The sequence below is a fragment of the Achromobacter sp. FW305-C-30-7 genome, from assembly GCF_058783105.1.
Genome location: NZ_JBYSYI010000006.1, coordinates 396,788 through 410,687, shown reverse-complemented (window position 1 = coordinate 410,687; position 13,900 = coordinate 396,788). Strand labels below are relative to the sequence as shown.

Annotated in this window: 16 protein-coding genes; 5 read left to right on the top strand and 11 right to left on the bottom strand. The window is 64.7% G+C overall.

The window, feature by feature from the left end; all coding sequences use genetic code 11:
• Nucleotides 1–52: 52 nt before the first annotated feature.
• The 8 genes from AC3WOB_RS21800 to AC3WOB_RS21765 all read right to left on the bottom strand — a co-directional run bounded on the left by AC3WOB_RS21800 (nucleotide 53) and on the right by AC3WOB_RS21765 (nucleotide 5,834).
• Nucleotides 53–1,012 carry a DMT family transporter gene (locus tag AC3WOB_RS21800; protein WP_492276150.1) on the bottom strand — a complete coding sequence of 320 codons (960 nt, stop codon included), beginning with the start codon at nucleotides 1,010–1,012 and terminating at the stop codon, nucleotides 53–55.
• Nucleotides 1,013–1,094: 82 nt separating this feature from the next.
• Nucleotides 1,095–1,919 carry an AraC family transcriptional regulator gene (locus AC3WOB_RS21795; protein WP_492276179.1) on the bottom strand — a complete coding sequence of 275 codons (825 nt, stop codon included), beginning with the start codon at nucleotides 1,917–1,919 and terminating at the stop codon, nucleotides 1,095–1,097.
• A gap of 95 nt (nucleotides 1,920–2,014) precedes the next feature.
• Nucleotides 2,015–3,292 carry an RNA polymerase sigma factor gene (locus AC3WOB_RS21790; protein WP_013394246.1) on the bottom strand — a complete coding sequence of 426 codons (1,278 nt, stop codon included), beginning with the start codon at nucleotides 3,290–3,292 and terminating at the stop codon, nucleotides 2,015–2,017.
• Entirely contained in the window at nucleotides 3,289–3,696 is a 408-nt protein-coding gene (locus tag AC3WOB_RS21785; RefSeq protein ID WP_013394245.1) for a VOC family protein, read from the bottom strand. The genes AC3WOB_RS21790 and AC3WOB_RS21785 overlap by 4 nt, the downstream gene beginning before the upstream one ends.
• A gap of 32 nt (nucleotides 3,697–3,728) precedes the next feature.
• The gene (locus tag AC3WOB_RS21780; RefSeq protein WP_492276149.1) at nucleotides 3,729–4,256 is read right to left on the bottom strand and encodes an SRPBCC family protein; all 528 of its coding nucleotides are present in this window, start codon (nucleotides 4,254–4,256) and stop codon (nucleotides 3,729–3,731) included.
• Nucleotides 4,257–4,301: 45 nt separating this feature from the next.
• A complete protein-coding gene (locus AC3WOB_RS21775) occupies nucleotides 4,302–4,712 on the bottom strand; it encodes a YciI family protein (protein WP_492276148.1) in 411 nt (136 codons plus the stop codon).
• Between the two features lie 220 nt (nucleotides 4,713–4,932).
• Nucleotides 4,933–5,286: a YciI family protein gene (locus AC3WOB_RS21770; protein ID WP_492276147.1), complete on the bottom strand. Its 354-nt coding sequence runs from the start codon at nucleotides 5,284–5,286 to the stop codon at nucleotides 4,933–4,935.
• A 119-nt stretch (nucleotides 5,287–5,405) separates the two neighbouring features.
• Nucleotides 5,406–5,834, bottom strand: a complete 429-nt coding sequence (locus AC3WOB_RS21765) for an SgcJ/EcaC family oxidoreductase (RefSeq protein ID WP_013394241.1) — start codon at nucleotides 5,832–5,834, stop codon at nucleotides 5,406–5,408.
• Between the two features lie 160 nt (nucleotides 5,835–5,994).
• Here AC3WOB_RS21765 and AC3WOB_RS21760 point away from each other — a divergent pair, with 160 nt between their 5' ends.
• Complete coding sequence (locus AC3WOB_RS21760; protein WP_013394240.1) at nucleotides 5,995–7,770, top strand: SulP family inorganic anion transporter; 1,776 nt, start codon at nucleotides 5,995–5,997, stop codon at nucleotides 7,768–7,770.
• A gap of 471 nt (nucleotides 7,771–8,241) precedes the next feature.
• On the opposite strand, the gene AC3WOB_RS21755 is transcribed toward AC3WOB_RS21760, so the two are convergent.
• Together AC3WOB_RS21755 and AC3WOB_RS21750 are read right to left on the bottom strand one after the other, a co-directional pair.
• Nucleotides 8,242–8,595, bottom strand: coding sequence for a flavin reductase family protein (locus tag AC3WOB_RS21755; protein ID WP_492276178.1), 354 nt, complete (start codon nucleotides 8,593–8,595; stop codon nucleotides 8,242–8,244).
• Nucleotides 8,596–8,608: 13 nt separating this feature from the next.
• A complete protein-coding gene (locus AC3WOB_RS21750) occupies nucleotides 8,609–9,241 on the bottom strand; it encodes a LysE family translocator (RefSeq protein ID WP_492276146.1) in 633 nt (210 codons plus the stop codon).
• A 100-nt stretch (nucleotides 9,242–9,341) separates the two neighbouring features.
• Between AC3WOB_RS21750 and AC3WOB_RS21745 the strand changes: the two genes are divergently transcribed.
• The 4 genes from AC3WOB_RS21745 to AC3WOB_RS21730 all read left to right on the top strand — a co-directional run bounded on the left by AC3WOB_RS21745 (nucleotide 9,342) and on the right by AC3WOB_RS21730 (nucleotide 12,706).
• Nucleotides 9,342–9,794 (top strand): Lrp/AsnC family transcriptional regulator, encoded by a 453-nt coding sequence (locus AC3WOB_RS21745; RefSeq protein ID WP_013394237.1) that lies wholly within the window; start codon nucleotides 9,342–9,344, stop codon nucleotides 9,792–9,794.
• A gap of 62 nt (nucleotides 9,795–9,856) precedes the next feature.
• The gene (locus tag AC3WOB_RS21740; protein WP_492276145.1) at nucleotides 9,857–10,288 is read left to right on the top strand and encodes a DUF6841 family protein; all 432 of its coding nucleotides are present in this window, start codon (nucleotides 9,857–9,859) and stop codon (nucleotides 10,286–10,288) included.
• A 191-nt stretch (nucleotides 10,289–10,479) separates the two neighbouring features.
• Complete coding sequence (locus AC3WOB_RS21735; protein WP_492276144.1) at nucleotides 10,480–11,922, top strand: DUF1254 domain-containing protein; 1,443 nt, start codon at nucleotides 10,480–10,482, stop codon at nucleotides 11,920–11,922.
• A gap of 10 nt (nucleotides 11,923–11,932) precedes the next feature.
• Nucleotides 11,933–12,706 (top strand): hypothetical protein, encoded by a 774-nt coding sequence (locus AC3WOB_RS21730; RefSeq protein ID WP_492276143.1) that lies wholly within the window; start codon nucleotides 11,933–11,935, stop codon nucleotides 12,704–12,706.
• Here the strand turns inward: AC3WOB_RS21730 and AC3WOB_RS21725 are convergent.
• Nucleotides 12,703–13,710, bottom strand: coding sequence for a helix-turn-helix transcriptional regulator (locus AC3WOB_RS21725; RefSeq protein WP_492276142.1), 1,008 nt, complete (start codon nucleotides 13,708–13,710; stop codon nucleotides 12,703–12,705). The two genes, AC3WOB_RS21730 and AC3WOB_RS21725, sit on opposite strands and share 4 nt — an antisense overlap.
• Between the last annotated feature and the right edge of the window lie 190 nt (nucleotides 13,711–13,900).

Genomic DNA, 13,900 nt, shown 5'->3' with positions numbered 1-13,900 from the left:
CGCGCGGTTGTCGCGAGCACCGGTCTGGACCGATGCTCCGTGTGGCGCGGCCTTATGCAGCCGCGGGCAGCGATTCCGGCTTGATCCGCACCGCGCGCAGCACGCCCACCATCAGGCAGGCGATGCCGATTAGCGTCAGTGGCTGGGGCATCTGCCCGCGCAGCATGTAGGCATAGGCCAGCGCGGCGAGCGTTTCGAACACGATCAGCTGTCCGGCCAGGGCGGTGGGCAGGCGCTGGCTGGCCTCGTTCCAGCACAAGGTGCCCAGCCAGGACGCGAACAGGCCGATGATGGCCATCAAGGCCAGGAAGACTTCGGGCCGGGGGCCGGCCGGCATGGGAAAGTCGCTGCCGGCCGCGGCCATGCCGGCCCACAATACGAGATAGCCCGCCAGCGCCAGCGGCAGCGTCGCCACGCCCTGGGCCGTGGCCCAGGTGCGCGGGCTGCGGTCGGGGTGGGCGCGCAGCCAGTCCGCGTTGCGCAGCGGATACCAGGTCCAGCAGGCCACCGCGCCCAGCGCCAGCAGCGCGCCGATGGCGTAGCGCGACATGTCGGCGTCGGGTTCCTGGCGCAGGGCCTGCAGTTCCACCTGGTTGACGCAGGCAATGCCCAGCGCGATCAAGGCCAGCGCGGGCGCCAGCCGCTTCCATGGCAGCCGGCCGTCGCGCCGGGCGTTGCGCAGGTTGGCGCTGATGGCGATGACCACGGGCAGCGTGCCGATGATCATGGTGGGCACGGGGCCGCCCGCGCGCTGGATGGCGCTGGCCAGGCACAGGTAGTAGAGCAGGTTGCCGATGGCGGCGAGCTTCAGCGCTTCGATCCAGTCGGCGCGCTGCAACTGGCGCAGCCCGCGGCGGTCCAGCCAGGCCAGAGGCAGCGCGATCAGGCCGAACGCCAGATAGCGTGCCACGGATTGCAGCGCGGCGGGGTATTCCGGCAGCAGCAGGGGCCCCACGAACACCAGGCCCCACATCAGGCCGGCGGCCAGGGCGTAAAGGGTTCCAGCCCACATACGACGTCGCTCCAGGTCACGAATGGCGGCAGTCTAGCCAGCGCGCGGGCGGCGCGTCTTGTACCAGATTGCTGCGCGCGACTCAGGCGCGGACTTGCTTCTGATAGCGCGAGGGCGTGACGCCGTAGCGGCGCGAAAAGGCGCGGGTCAGGTGGGCCTGGTCGGTCAGCCCCGCCGCCAGCGCCACCTGGGCCGGGGGCTCGCCCGCGGCCAGCCGGCGCTTGGCCTCGAACAGCCGCAGCGCCATCAGCATCTGCTGCGGCGTGGCGTGGTACTGCGCCTGGAAGCTGCGCAGGAAATGGAACGGGCTGAGCCCGGCCACGGCCGCGAGTTCGTCCAGCGTCAGGCGCCGCGCCAGATGGGCGCGCAGGTAATCGATGACGGGCGCGAAGCGCGGCGAGCCTTCGTCGCGGGCCGCGTGCGGCACGCGCGCATGGCGGCGGAATTCTCCCAGCAGCGCGTACAGCGCGCTGTCGAAAGCCAATGGCTCGCGCGCCTGCCACAAGGTGTCCAGCAGCGTGGTGACGCGCTGCGCGCCGGCGGCGTCATGGCCGACGGCCGTATCGAACCACCAGCCGCTTTCGCCGGCCACGCGCGCCACCACGTCCGGGTCCAGGTAGACCATGCGATAGCGCCAGCCGCCCTCGGTTTCGGCGCGGCCGGTATGCAATTCGTCGGGGTTCATCAGCACCACCGAGCCCGAGGGCGCCAGATGCTCCGCGCCGCGGTAGCGGAAGCGCTCGACGCCGGCCTCGATCGCGCCCAATCCGTAGGCTTCGTGGGTGTGGGGTTCGAAGGCGTAGCGGATGATGTGGGCGCGGTACAGCTCCACGCCGGGCAGGTGCGCCGCCTGGCGGCACTCGGCCCGGTCGCCAGGATGCTCGAACGCCTGCGGCACGCCCGGCATGGCGGGCGCGGCAAGGTCGGACGGGGCATGGTCGGCGGGGCGCATGGAGGGATTTAAGCATGCCGGCCAGGGCCCCGGCGCCCGGACCGGCACGTCTATGAGTCGGACATGTCGCGCGCCCGTGCCAGCAGCAGTTCCCGTTCGCGCGCGTTGCGCGTCATGCCGGCCGCGCGTTCGAACTCGGCGCGGGCTTCGGCCTTGCGTCCCAGCTTGGCCAGCAGGTCGGCGCGCACGCTGGGCAGCCAGTGGTAATTGGCCAGCGCCGGTTCCCCGGCCAGATGGTCGGCCAGGTCCAGCCCGGCCTGCGGGCCGAACGCCATGCCCACGGCGACGGCGCGGTTCAGCTCCACCACCGGCGACGGCATGGCCTGCGCCAGCGCGTCGTACAGCGCCACGATGCGCGGCCAGTCGGTTTCCTCCGGCGTGCGCGCGCGGGCGTGGCAGGCGGCCAGCTCGGCCTGCAAGGCGTAAGGGCCGCGCGGCGCGCCCAGGCTGTCCGACAGCGCCAGCGCCGCCAGTCCGCGCCGGATCAGCAGCGGATCCCAGCGGCCGCGATCCTGTTCCATCAGCAGCACGGGGCGGCCTTGCGCGTCGGTGCGCGCGTGCAAGCGCGAAGCCTGCAGCTCCATCAACGCGGTCAATCCGTGGACCTCGCTTTCACCGGGCGCGAGCTGGGCCAGGATGCGGCCCAGGCGCAGCGCTTCGTCGCATAGCGCGGGACGGACCCAGTCATCGCCCGAGGTGGCCGAATAGCCCTCGTTGAAGATCAGGTAGATGACTTCCAGCACCGACGCCAGGCGCGGCGCCCGCTCTTCGGCCCTGGGGACTTCAAACGGCACGTTGGCCGCGGACAGGCTGCGCTTGGCGCGCACGATGCGCTGCGCGATGGTGGATTCCGAGGCCAGGAAGGCGCGCGCGATCTCGGCCGTGGTCAGTCCGCCCAGCAGGCGCAGGGTCAGCGCCACGCGCGCCTCGGTAGACAGCAGCGGGTGGCAGGCGGTGAATACCAGCCGCAGCAGGTCGTCGCCGATGTCATCCTGGCGCGCGGCGTCCAGCGCGTCGACGAAGTCGGGCTCGACGTCGGCCTGCAGAGCCTCCAGCTCGTGCCCGATCTGCTCGTGCTTGCGCGTATGCAGCGCGTTCAGCCGCAGCCGGTCGCGCGCGCGGTTCTTGGCGGTAGTCATCAGCCACGCTCCCGGGTTGTCCGGCACGCCGGTTTCGGGCCAGCGTTCCAGGGCGGCGACCAAGGCATCCTGCGCCAGCTCTTCAGCCAGCCCGACGTCGCGCACCAGGCGCGCGACGCCGGCGATGACGCTGGCGGCCTCGATCCGCCAGACTGCCTCGATGGCGCGATGCACGGCCTCCTGCGTCATGCGTTGGGCACTTCGCCGGGAACCATATACACCAGCTCCCAGACATGGCCGTCCAGGTCCTCGAAGCCGTGGGCGTACATGAAACCGTGGTCCTGGGGCTGGCGCGGAGCGGTGCCGCCGCCGGCGAGGGCGCGCGCCACCTGTTCGTCCACCTCGGCGCGGCTGTCGCAGGACAGCGCGATCAGCACCTCGGTGGATTTCGTGGCGTCGGCCACCGGCTTGCCGGTAAAGGTCTGGAAGAAATCCTTCACCAGCAGCATGACGTAGATGTTCTCGCTCACGACCATGCAGGCGCCCTGGTCGTTGGTGAATTGCGGATTGAAGCTGAAGCCCAAGCCCTTGAAAAAGGCCTGCGATTTCTGCATGTCATTGATGGGGAGATTGACGAAGATCTGGTTGTGCATGATGTTCCCGCTTCCTTTTTAGTGTGGTTGTCCTAGCGCCTTTCTGCCAGGGTCTTGAGGTTGGCCAGCCCGTCTTCAAAATCCTTTCCGACCATGCTGTCCATGTTGAAAAAGAGGTGCATCAGTTTGGCGACGTAGTTCAGCCGGCCTTCCATGGCCCAGGTGACTCGCGTGCCGTCGCCGGCTGGCGCCAGGGTGAAGTTGACCTGGTTGACGGCGGAGAAGGGCTTGACGAAGGTCAGCCGCATGGCCACCGAAGCGTCCGGCACGGCGCTTTCGATCTGCATCTGGCCCACGCCGACTTCCTTGCTTTCCCATGCGTAGGTCGCGCCCGGGCCGGCCGTCACCGCGCCATAGGTACCCTTGATCGCGGGGTCCTTCTTTTCGTAGGGATTCCAGGTGTTGAAGGCATGCAGATCGTTGATCAGGGGAAACAGGCGCGCCGGCGGCGCCTGGATTTGCGCGCTGCGTTCGACGCGGAAGGTGTCCGGGCGCGTGGCCGCATAGGCCAGTACCAGCACGATGGCGGCCAGAACGATGAGCAGCAGGGTTTTCAGCATGAATGAAGTCCGTTGATGGGGGGGTGGTGAGTGTGGCGATAGTGCTCATTGGCCGTTGCCGGGTATCCGTCGGTAGCGTTCGACGCCCTCGCTGGGGCCGAACTCGTCCAGCTCGAAGACCTGGCGCACTTCGACGGCGCAGGGCTGGCCGGGGAAGGGCTCGGGAAAGCGCAGCGCCCATTGCATGGCTTCCTCGCGCGAACGCACCTGGATCATGGTGTAGCCGGCGATCAGCTCCTTGGTCTCGGCAAACGGACCGTCGACGATCTTGCGCTGGCCCTGGTCGTACTGCACCCGCCAGCCCTTGGAGGAAGGGTGCAGGCCGTTGGCGTCCAGCAGCACGCCGGCCTTGGCCAGCGCCTCGTGATAGGTCGCCATGGCGGCGAGCAGGCTTTCTTCCGGCATCACGCCGGCCTCACTGTCCGGCGTGGCCCGGACGATGATCATGTATCGCATTTCTGAGACTCCTCGATTCAGAAAACACAGCCCGTGGGTGGGCTTGTACTGGCACGACGAACGGCGAGACGCGGGATCGACAAGAAAATGATGAACCTAGGGTAAGTACTAGGTTTGGCCTGCGGGTGACGAGGCCCGAAAAGGGAATCGGGCGTCGACCCTGGAGCGGGCGGGCGGCGCGGTTATGCCGCTGAACGGTAAGGCAGCCGATTGGAGGCCGCTACATGAAGCACGGACCCAGTTCGCGGACTTCCACCGTGGCCCATTGCGCTGCCGGGCATTCGGCCGCCAGCGCCAACGCCTCTTCCCGGGTTTCGCAGTTCAACAGGAAGAAGCCGCCGATCATTTCCTTGGCTTCGGCATAGGGACCGTCCAGCAGGGAGCGTTCGCCGTCGCGGATCTGCAAGCGCACGGCTTCCGATTCGGACTTCAGGGATTCCGCGCGGGCCAGCAGGCCGCGCGAGCTCAGGTCTTCGGCATAGCGCAGCATCTGCGCATAGGCTTCACGGCCTTCTTGGGGCGTGCGTTGGGCGCGCTGGCCCACCGGTTCGATGATGAAAAGCAGATAGGACATGGGATCTTCCAGTGCGGACTGCTGATAAGGTTCGCCAGATTACCGCTATTTGTTGCGCCTGGACCATCCCGCGACGCGCGCCAAAAGGCGTTGTTTGTAAGCAGAGGTAGGCGGCAGGCTCAGCCGCCATCCCTCAGCACAGCCACGCCCGTACGGGGATTCACCAGCGTGACGTTCTCCAGTGCCTTGATGCGCCAGGCGCCGGCCTGCCGCGTTAGCACGGCAAGAATCATGGTGTCGACGGCATGCGCGCCCGCCGGATGGGCCGCGCCGGCCGCCAGGCGGCTCCAGAAGTGCACGATCGCCGCGTCGGCGCCGATCGGCGTCACGCCGACGAGTTCGTTCGCCAGCGTGGAATCGCCATAGATGGTGGCGTGAATGGGAGCATGCATCTTGACGATTTCGTCGACGCCGCGCACATAGTGGCCGAACCGGTTCACAAACGTTGCGTCCTCATGGAACAACGCGCCTAGCGCCTGCATGTCATGATCGTTCCAGGCGGCCTGGAACGCGCCTGGGACGTCTTCGGGATTGTGCATTTGCGTCATGTGGATTCTTGCCCGTGCCTGTATAAGGAAAGGATGCCGTGCCGTGCGCCGCCATGGACGGCCGCAAGCATGAATAATGCGTCAGACTACGGAATCGGCGCTACCGGATTTGCAGCCTGACACGCGCTGCCGGCACGCCCGTCCACACTGCGAAGGTCCCATGGCATCCCATACTTCCGCCTCCAAGGATATGTCCGCCGCCGGCTGGCTGCGCTGGCTGCCCGGGCTGGCGATGCTCCGGTCGTACCAGGCCGCCTGGCTGCCGAAGGACCTGGCCGCGGGCCTGGTGCTGACCACCATGCTGGTGCCAGTCGGCATCGCCTATGCCGAAGCATCCGGCGTCCCAGGCGTCTATGGGCTTTATGCCACCATCATCCCGCTATTGGCCTATGCGCTGTTCGGCCCCAGCCGCATTCTGGTGCTGGGGCCGGACTCCGCCCTGGCCGCGCCCATCCTGGCGGTGGTGCTCAGCGTTTCGGAAGGCGATCCCATGCGCGCCGTGGCCGCGGCCAGCCTGATGGCCTTGGTCGCCGGGCTGTTCTGCATCGTCATGGGTTTGCTGCGGCTGGGCTTCATCACCGAGCTGCTGTCCAAGCCGATCCGCTACGGCTACATGAACGGCATTGCCTTGACGGTGCTGGTCAGCCAGTTGCCCAAGCTGTTCGCCATCTCCATCGAGGACGCTGGTCCGCTGCGCGAACTGGTGCAGTTGGGACAGGCCGTGTATCAGGGCCAGACCAATTGGTACAGCTTCGCGGTGGGGGCGGCGACCCTGGCGGTGATCCTGCTGCTCAAGCGCTTCGAGCGCGTGCCGGGCATCCTGATCGCGGTGATCCTGGCGACGCTGGCGGTCAGCCTGTTGCACCTGGATTCCCAGGGCGTGAAGGTACTGGGCGAGATTCCGCAGGGGCTGCCCAAGTTCGCCTTGCCATGGCTCAGCAACGCGGACCTGGTCAAGATTGCGCTGGGCGGCTGCGCGGTGGCGCTGATCGCGTTCGCGGATACCAGCGTGCTGTCGCGCACCTATGCCGCGCGCACCAATACGCGGGTCGATCCGAACCAGGAAATGGTGGGCCTGGGCGTGGCCAACCTGGCGGCCGGCTTCTTCCAGGGCTTTCCGATCAGCAGCAGCGCGTCGCGCACGCCGGTTGCCGAGGCGGCGGGTTCGCGTACGCAGCTCACGGGCGTGGTGGGCGCGATTGCGGTGGCGGTCTTGCTGGTCGCGGCGCCGAATCTGCTGCGTTACCTGCCGAACAGCGCGCTGGCCGCCGTGGTGATCGCAGCGGCCATCGGCCTGTTCGAATTCAAGGACCTGCGGCGCATCTACCGCATCCAGCAATGGGAATTCTGGCTGTCGATGGCATGCTTTGCCGGCGTGGCGGTGTTCGGCGCCATTCCTGGCATCTGCCTGGCGGTGGTCCTCGCCGTCATCGAATTCCTGTGGGACGGCTGGCGCCCGCACTACGCGGTGCTGGGCCGGGTGCCCAACCTGCGCGGCTACCACGACCTGAAGCGCTATCCGAATGCCTCGCTGATCGACGGCCTGGTGCTGTTCCGCTGGGACGCGCCGTTGTTCTTCGCCAATGCCGAGCTGTTCCAGCAACGCCTGATGGAAGCCGTGGACGCCTCGCCCACGCCGGTGCGCCGGGTGGTGGTGGCGGCCGAGCCGGTCACCAGCGTCGATGTCACCTCGGCGGACATGCTGCGCGAACTGAGCCGCAGCCTGGCCCAGCGCGGCGCCGCGCTCCATTTCGCGGAAATGAAGGATCCCGTGCGCGACAAGCTCAAGCGCTTCGAGTTGACCGAGATATTCGGCGACGACCGGTTCCACCCCACGGTGGGGAGCGCGGTGGACAGCTATTCCGATGCTCGCCCCGGTGGGGCTGCGCTTCGGATGGCTCCGGAGTCCTCGGCAGGCAGTTGCCGGATGCCTTGATTTCGGACCCCGTTCATGGGCAGATGCCATGAGCCGGTGGCCGGGCGGAGGGATCCGAAGCGCAGCCCCAGTGGGGCGAGCATCGGAATCCCGCAGTCCGGACGGCGGCGGCTCAAGAACCCCAGCCTTTCAAAACTGAAGTGCGGGGCGGTAGGGCTTCGAGCTTGCGGATGTCGGGGTTCTTAAGCCGCCGAGGCTGCCCTGCGCCATTCCGATGCTCGCCCCGGTGGGGCTGCGCTTCGGATGGCTCCGGGGTCCTCGGCTGGTAGTCGCCTAATGCGTCGGGTTTGGACCACGTTCATGGGCAGGTGCCATGAGCCGGTGGCCGGACGGAGGGATCCGAAGCGCAGCCCCACTGGGGCGAGCATCGGAATCCCGCAGTCCGGACGGCGGCGGCTCAAGAACGCTGCCTCCCATAATCGAAGTGCAGGGGCGATAGGGCTTCGAGCTCGTGGATGTCAGGGTTTTTTTTTAGCCGCCGAGGCTACCCTGCGCCATTCCAATGCTCGCGGGCAACGGTGAGCCGTCCAGCTGGGGAAACGCCGTTGAAGCAGCTTCTTGCTGGTTCAGCGCCTTCACTTCGCCAATCACGGTCAGGTGATCGCCAGCGGCGTGTTCGGCATAAATCTCGCAATCAAGCCAGTGCGGGCTGCCGGCAGTGATCGGATTGCCTAGCGGCGATTCCTGCAACTCGACTTCGTGCCGCTTGTCCGTGCCTCGCTGAGCGAATTGGTTGGAAATCTTGATCTGTTCATCCGACAGGATATTGACCACGAATCGACCCGCCCGGGGAAGTTTTGGAGGGCGCGGACGGCGGGCATCCAGGGGATTAGGCCGATCAAACCATCAGGACGGCGATCTGCTCCCCGAAAAGAATCAGCGCGATGACGATCATGGCCAGGCCCGAGAACTGGCTCACCCGGCGCGCCGCCGTCGGCCGCGTTTGCAGGATCGCCTTCGAGCCCAGGCCCACCAAGGTGTAGATGACTGCGCAGTTCAGGATCTGCAGGATGCCCAGGGCCGTGATCTGCGTGGAAATCGGCCACGCGCCATCGCGGCTGGTGAACTGCGGCAGCAAGGCCAGGAACAGCAGGATGGCCTTGGGATTGACGCCGCTGACCGCGAAACCGCGCGCCGCCCAGGCCATCCAATGTTCCGAGGCTTGCGCATCGCCGGCCTGGGGCTCGGAGGGATGGGCCAGCACGTTGGCGCCCAGCCACAACAGATACGCCGCGCCGGCCAGGGTCAGGACGGTGAGGATGGCGGGTTCGCTCGCCACCAGGGCGCCTATCCCCGCCGCGACCACCATGGTGATCATCAGATAGCCGGTCAACATGCCCGCCACGGCGGGAAGCACTGCCTTGTCCCGCAAGCCGGCGGATATGGCATACGCCCAATCCGCGCCCGGGACGACAACCAACGAAAGCGAAACAAGCCAAAACGCCACCAGATTGCCGGTTTCCAACTGCATACCCCAAATGAACCACAGGCGGGGAATGTTATCGGCGATGAGCGGGGAAGTGCTCCCGCTATCTACCTGAAAAACCCCATATCTGGGTAGAATCTTCCTTATGGATGACTTAGATAGAAAGATTCTTGCTGAACTGCAGCAGGATGGCCGGATTTCCATCACGGACCTGGCCGAACGGGTCGGTTTGAGCCTGTCTCCCTGCCACCGGCGGCTGCGGGCGCTGGAAGAGGCGGGCGTGGTCAGCGGCTACGGCGCCAACATCAATCTGGCGGCCGTCGGGCTGAACTTCTCAGCCATCGTCTTCGTCACGATGCGCGAAGGCAGCAGCGACCGGGTGTCGGCGTTCGAAGCCGCCTTGCGCGACATTCCAGAGGTAGTGCAGGCGCAGCGGCTGTTCGGCGACCCGGACTACATGCTGCATGTCGTTACCCAGGACTTGCCCGCGTTCCAGGCGCTCTACGACCGGGTGTTGTCGGCGCTGCCTAGCGTGTTGCGCTTGCGCTCGACGCTGGTGATGAAGAACGTGCTGCGGAACCGGCCAGTGCCGCTGTGAGGCCCCGAGGGGCGGACGGCAGAGTGGGCCGCAATAGCTGAATCCAATCAGAGGAGGGCGCAATGAAGCCGATCGTAGAAAAGTTGTTCGAGCGATATGCACGCTTTTTCAACCAGTCCTTGCAAGGAGACGTGGACATGGAGGAGATGGCATCCCTTTATGCATCTGATTTCATCGCGGCGTCTCCGGCCGGCGTGATGTCCGGGAAGAACGACGACCAGCTAAGACAGGCCATGGCGCAAGGATATGCACACTATCGCGCGATAGGCACGAAGGAAATGCGGATCAGAAATATCCGGTTGTCGCCGATAGACGAACTGCATTGCGTAGCGCACGTGGCTTGGACGGCTATCTACGCGCGCGCGGGCCAGCCGGATACGCATATCGATTTTGACGTGCACTACTTTGTCCAAGTACTGGATGGCGCGCCCAGGGTTTTCGGCTGGGTGTCGGGCGACGAGCAGGCAGTGCTGAGGAAGCACGGCATCGTCTGACCCGGGCATTCTGCCCACCGGAAGCAGGTCCATTGCTTTCGCGCCCGACCGTTGGAGGGCGTGGCGCAAAATGAGTGGCGAGCCGATTCCCCTTCTCCTACGCTGCGGGTGTTTCTTTCTTCGCTGGGCAATGGCTGTCCAGGTTTGTGTCTGTTCCACGTTTTTATAAGTAATTCTGTCGGAGCATGTGAATGAAGCTAACACGTCGAGAATTCAATGCCGGTGGCGTCGCTTTGCTGGCAACCGCCACCCTGGGCGCTTCCGCACGCGCGGCCGATGGTCTGGTCGCCAATTTCCCGGAAGGCGATGAGCAGTTTGCACTGGCGACCGAAGCCTATATTTATGCTTATCCCCTGGTGACGATGGAGATGACCCGGCGGGTTATCACCAACGTCGCGGAGCCCAAGGGCACCCGCGCGCCCATGGGGCATCTCATCAAGCTGCGCCAATATCCCGACGCCAAATTCCGCGACGTGACCGCGCCGAACGCCGACACCCTCTACACCACGGCCTTTTTCGATGTGGGCGACGAGCCCTGGGTCGTCAGCCTGCCCGACCTGGACGACCGCTACGCGCTGTTTCCGATGCTGGACGGTTGGACGACCGTGTTTGACGTGCCTGGAAAACGCACGACGGGCACCGGTCCGCAAACCTTCGTGGTGACGGGCCCCGGCTGGGAGGGAACCGTTCCCAATGGCATGACGCAATACAAGTCCCCGACCAGCATCGTGTGGCTGCTGGGCCGCATCTACTGTTCAGGCACGCCGGAAGACTATGCCAAAGTCCATAAGCTGCAAGACGAAGTAAAGCTCTGTCCCCTCAGCGCCTGGGGCAAGAACTGGAATGCGCCCCAAGGCAAGGTCGATCCTGCCATCGATATGAAAGCGTCCGTTCGCGATCAGGTCAACAACATGGACGCGATCGAATACTTCACTTTGTTTGCCAAGTTGCTGAAAAGAAACCCGCCGAGCGCGGCGGACGCGCCCCTGGTGGCAAAGCTGGCATCGATGGGTATCGTGCCGGGTCAGGACTTCGACAAATCCAAACTCGATCCCGCTCTTGCCAAACGTGTTCCGCAGGTAGGTTTCGGACGGATCATGACGCACTTCAAGTCCAGCGGCGGCGACATCCAGGACGTCGATGGCTGGGGATTCACGACCAAGACCGGTATTTATGGCACCAACTATATCCAGCGAGCCCTGATCACCGCGATCGGCCTGGGCGCCAACCGGCCCCAGGATGCCATCTATCCCACGTCCTTGAAGTCGGATACCGGCGCGATCAAGCGCGTTTACAACGGCTCGGAAAAGTACGTGCTGTCGTTCAAGAAGGGGCTTACGCCGCCGGTTTCCGGATTCTGGTCATTGACCATGTATGACGCGGACTACTTCTTTGTCGATAACCCGCTCAACCGTTATTCCATCAGCGCGCGCCAGCCGCTGAAAGCAAAAGCGGACGGCTCGATCGACTTGCTCATCCAGCACGAATCTCCCGGCCCAGGCCTGGAGTCGAACTGGCTGCCGGCGCCCAAGGGGGAATTCATCCTGATGATGCGCCTGTATTGGCCCAATGAGAGCGATCCTTCGATCATCAACGGATCCTGGACCATTCCGCCGGTAAGAAGAGTCAGCTGAATCTCTAACGATGAAAAAGAAGATCACAGGCTGCCTGGTTTGCGGATTGCTCTATGCCGGTTCCGTGGCGGGCGCGGAAGGGGAGTCTGCCGCGGCGGACTCCCAGCCTTCCAGCGAATGGAAGTTTTCGGTCACGCCGTATTTCTGGGCAGCCGGACTGTCGGGCAAGACCTCTCAGTCGCGTTCCCCCGTCATCGATTTCGACGCGGGATTCGACAAACTGTTCGACAACCTTGACTTCGGAGCCATGCTTATCGGCGACGCGCGCAAAGGTCGCTACAGTATTTTCGGCGATTTGATCTACACGAAAATCGGTTCGCAGGGCGATACGCCGCACGGTATTCTTGCCACCAGCGCAGAGGTGCAGACGTCGACGTTTGCGGGGCTCATCGGAGTCGGTTATTCCGTCCTTGAAAACTCGCCACACCAGTTGGATGTCGTGGCGGGCTTGCGGGTCTGGTCGGTCGATACCGACGTCACCTTGAAAGGCGCGCATCTCAATGGCAGAAAAACCAGCGACGGCGCCACCTGGGTCGACGGGCTGGTGGGCGTGCGGGGAAACTACGTGTTGACCCAGAAGTTCTACATCACCGGTTGGGGCCTGATCGGTGCAGGCGGCGCCGATGCGGACTGGGATGTAGGGCTGGGTGTCGGCTACAACTTCAGCAAGAGCGTATCCGCCGCCGTCGGCTACCGCGCCCTGGGCGTGGATTACAACCGCGGCGGTTTCAAGTTCGACGCCGTGCTGCAGGGGCCGATGGCGGGTTTGACGATTCGTTTCTAGCCTGTCTTCTGACTCAGCCGATATTCATGCGGCGCCACGCCGGCGGCATTGCGAAATGCGCGAGCGAAATTCGCCGGACTGGAGTATCCGAATTCCGTTGCAATCTCGGTGATCGAGGCATTCGTCCCCGCCAGTAATTCCTTCGCGCGGCGCATGCGGATGACGTTCACGAGTTCTCTGAAGTCCGAGCCGCTATCGCGGCGCAGCACCCGTTGCAGCGTCCGCACGCTGCTGCCCAACGCCCGCGCCGTGCTGTCGATCGATACGACGCCGCTTTGGACCTGCGCGCGGATATGCGCGACGACCACTCCCAGAAAGTTTCCCAGGTCGGCAGGTTCCAGGAGCACCCGTGCGACGTCGTCGATCGTCACCAGGCGTGACCGAATGCCCGCCTTGGCCGGGCGCTGCAATAGGCGGGCATCAATGCACACGGATACGGCTTCGGTCTCGAAAACGACGGGGCACAGGAAAGTATCCTCGAAAGGGGCGGACGCCATTGGACGGCGTATATCCAGTTCAATCTGAATGGGAAGAAAGTCCGCTCCCAGATAGGGGCGCAAAAGGCTGAGCAACACTACCGCGGTGCCGGTTGCAATATGCGCGTAGCCGCGACGGCCTCGCATGGCATGGAAATAGCTGATTCGGGCAATGCCCTGTTCTATCGTGAGCTGCAACCGGTCGCCTGTGCTGTGATAGCCCAATGAGGACGCGGCCCGCGCAATCGCCTCGCCCAGGTTGTCGGCAGCCAGGACATATTCTCCCCAGCGGCCATAGGTCGTCAGCGACAGGCACGGGGCGGCAAGCAGGGCCAGGTTGGCCTCTCCGGAACGCCGTTCGATCTCCCACAGGAAGTCTGTCATGACGACCTGAGGAATGAAGCATTCCTGGTTCTCGATCAGCTCGATATCAAGCATCACGGCTTCTTTGGCATACCTCAAAACCCTGTCGCCGAATGTATGCCTGACCAGGCCGGATACGCCTGCCAAGGTCGTGACTGATTTCACGGGAGGAGCCAGAACGCCGGAACCTGGATAGGGTCGACAGGACGCTGGCGTCAAATGAGTGGTGACTTGGTTCACTTCTGACTACCTTTGCCATGTAGTTACGTGGAACCTGTCAACTCTCTTTTTTGAGACTTGCAGAGGTCGGTCCTGTCGTGCGAATCCAATATTACATTCGGCGGAACGAGCCAGC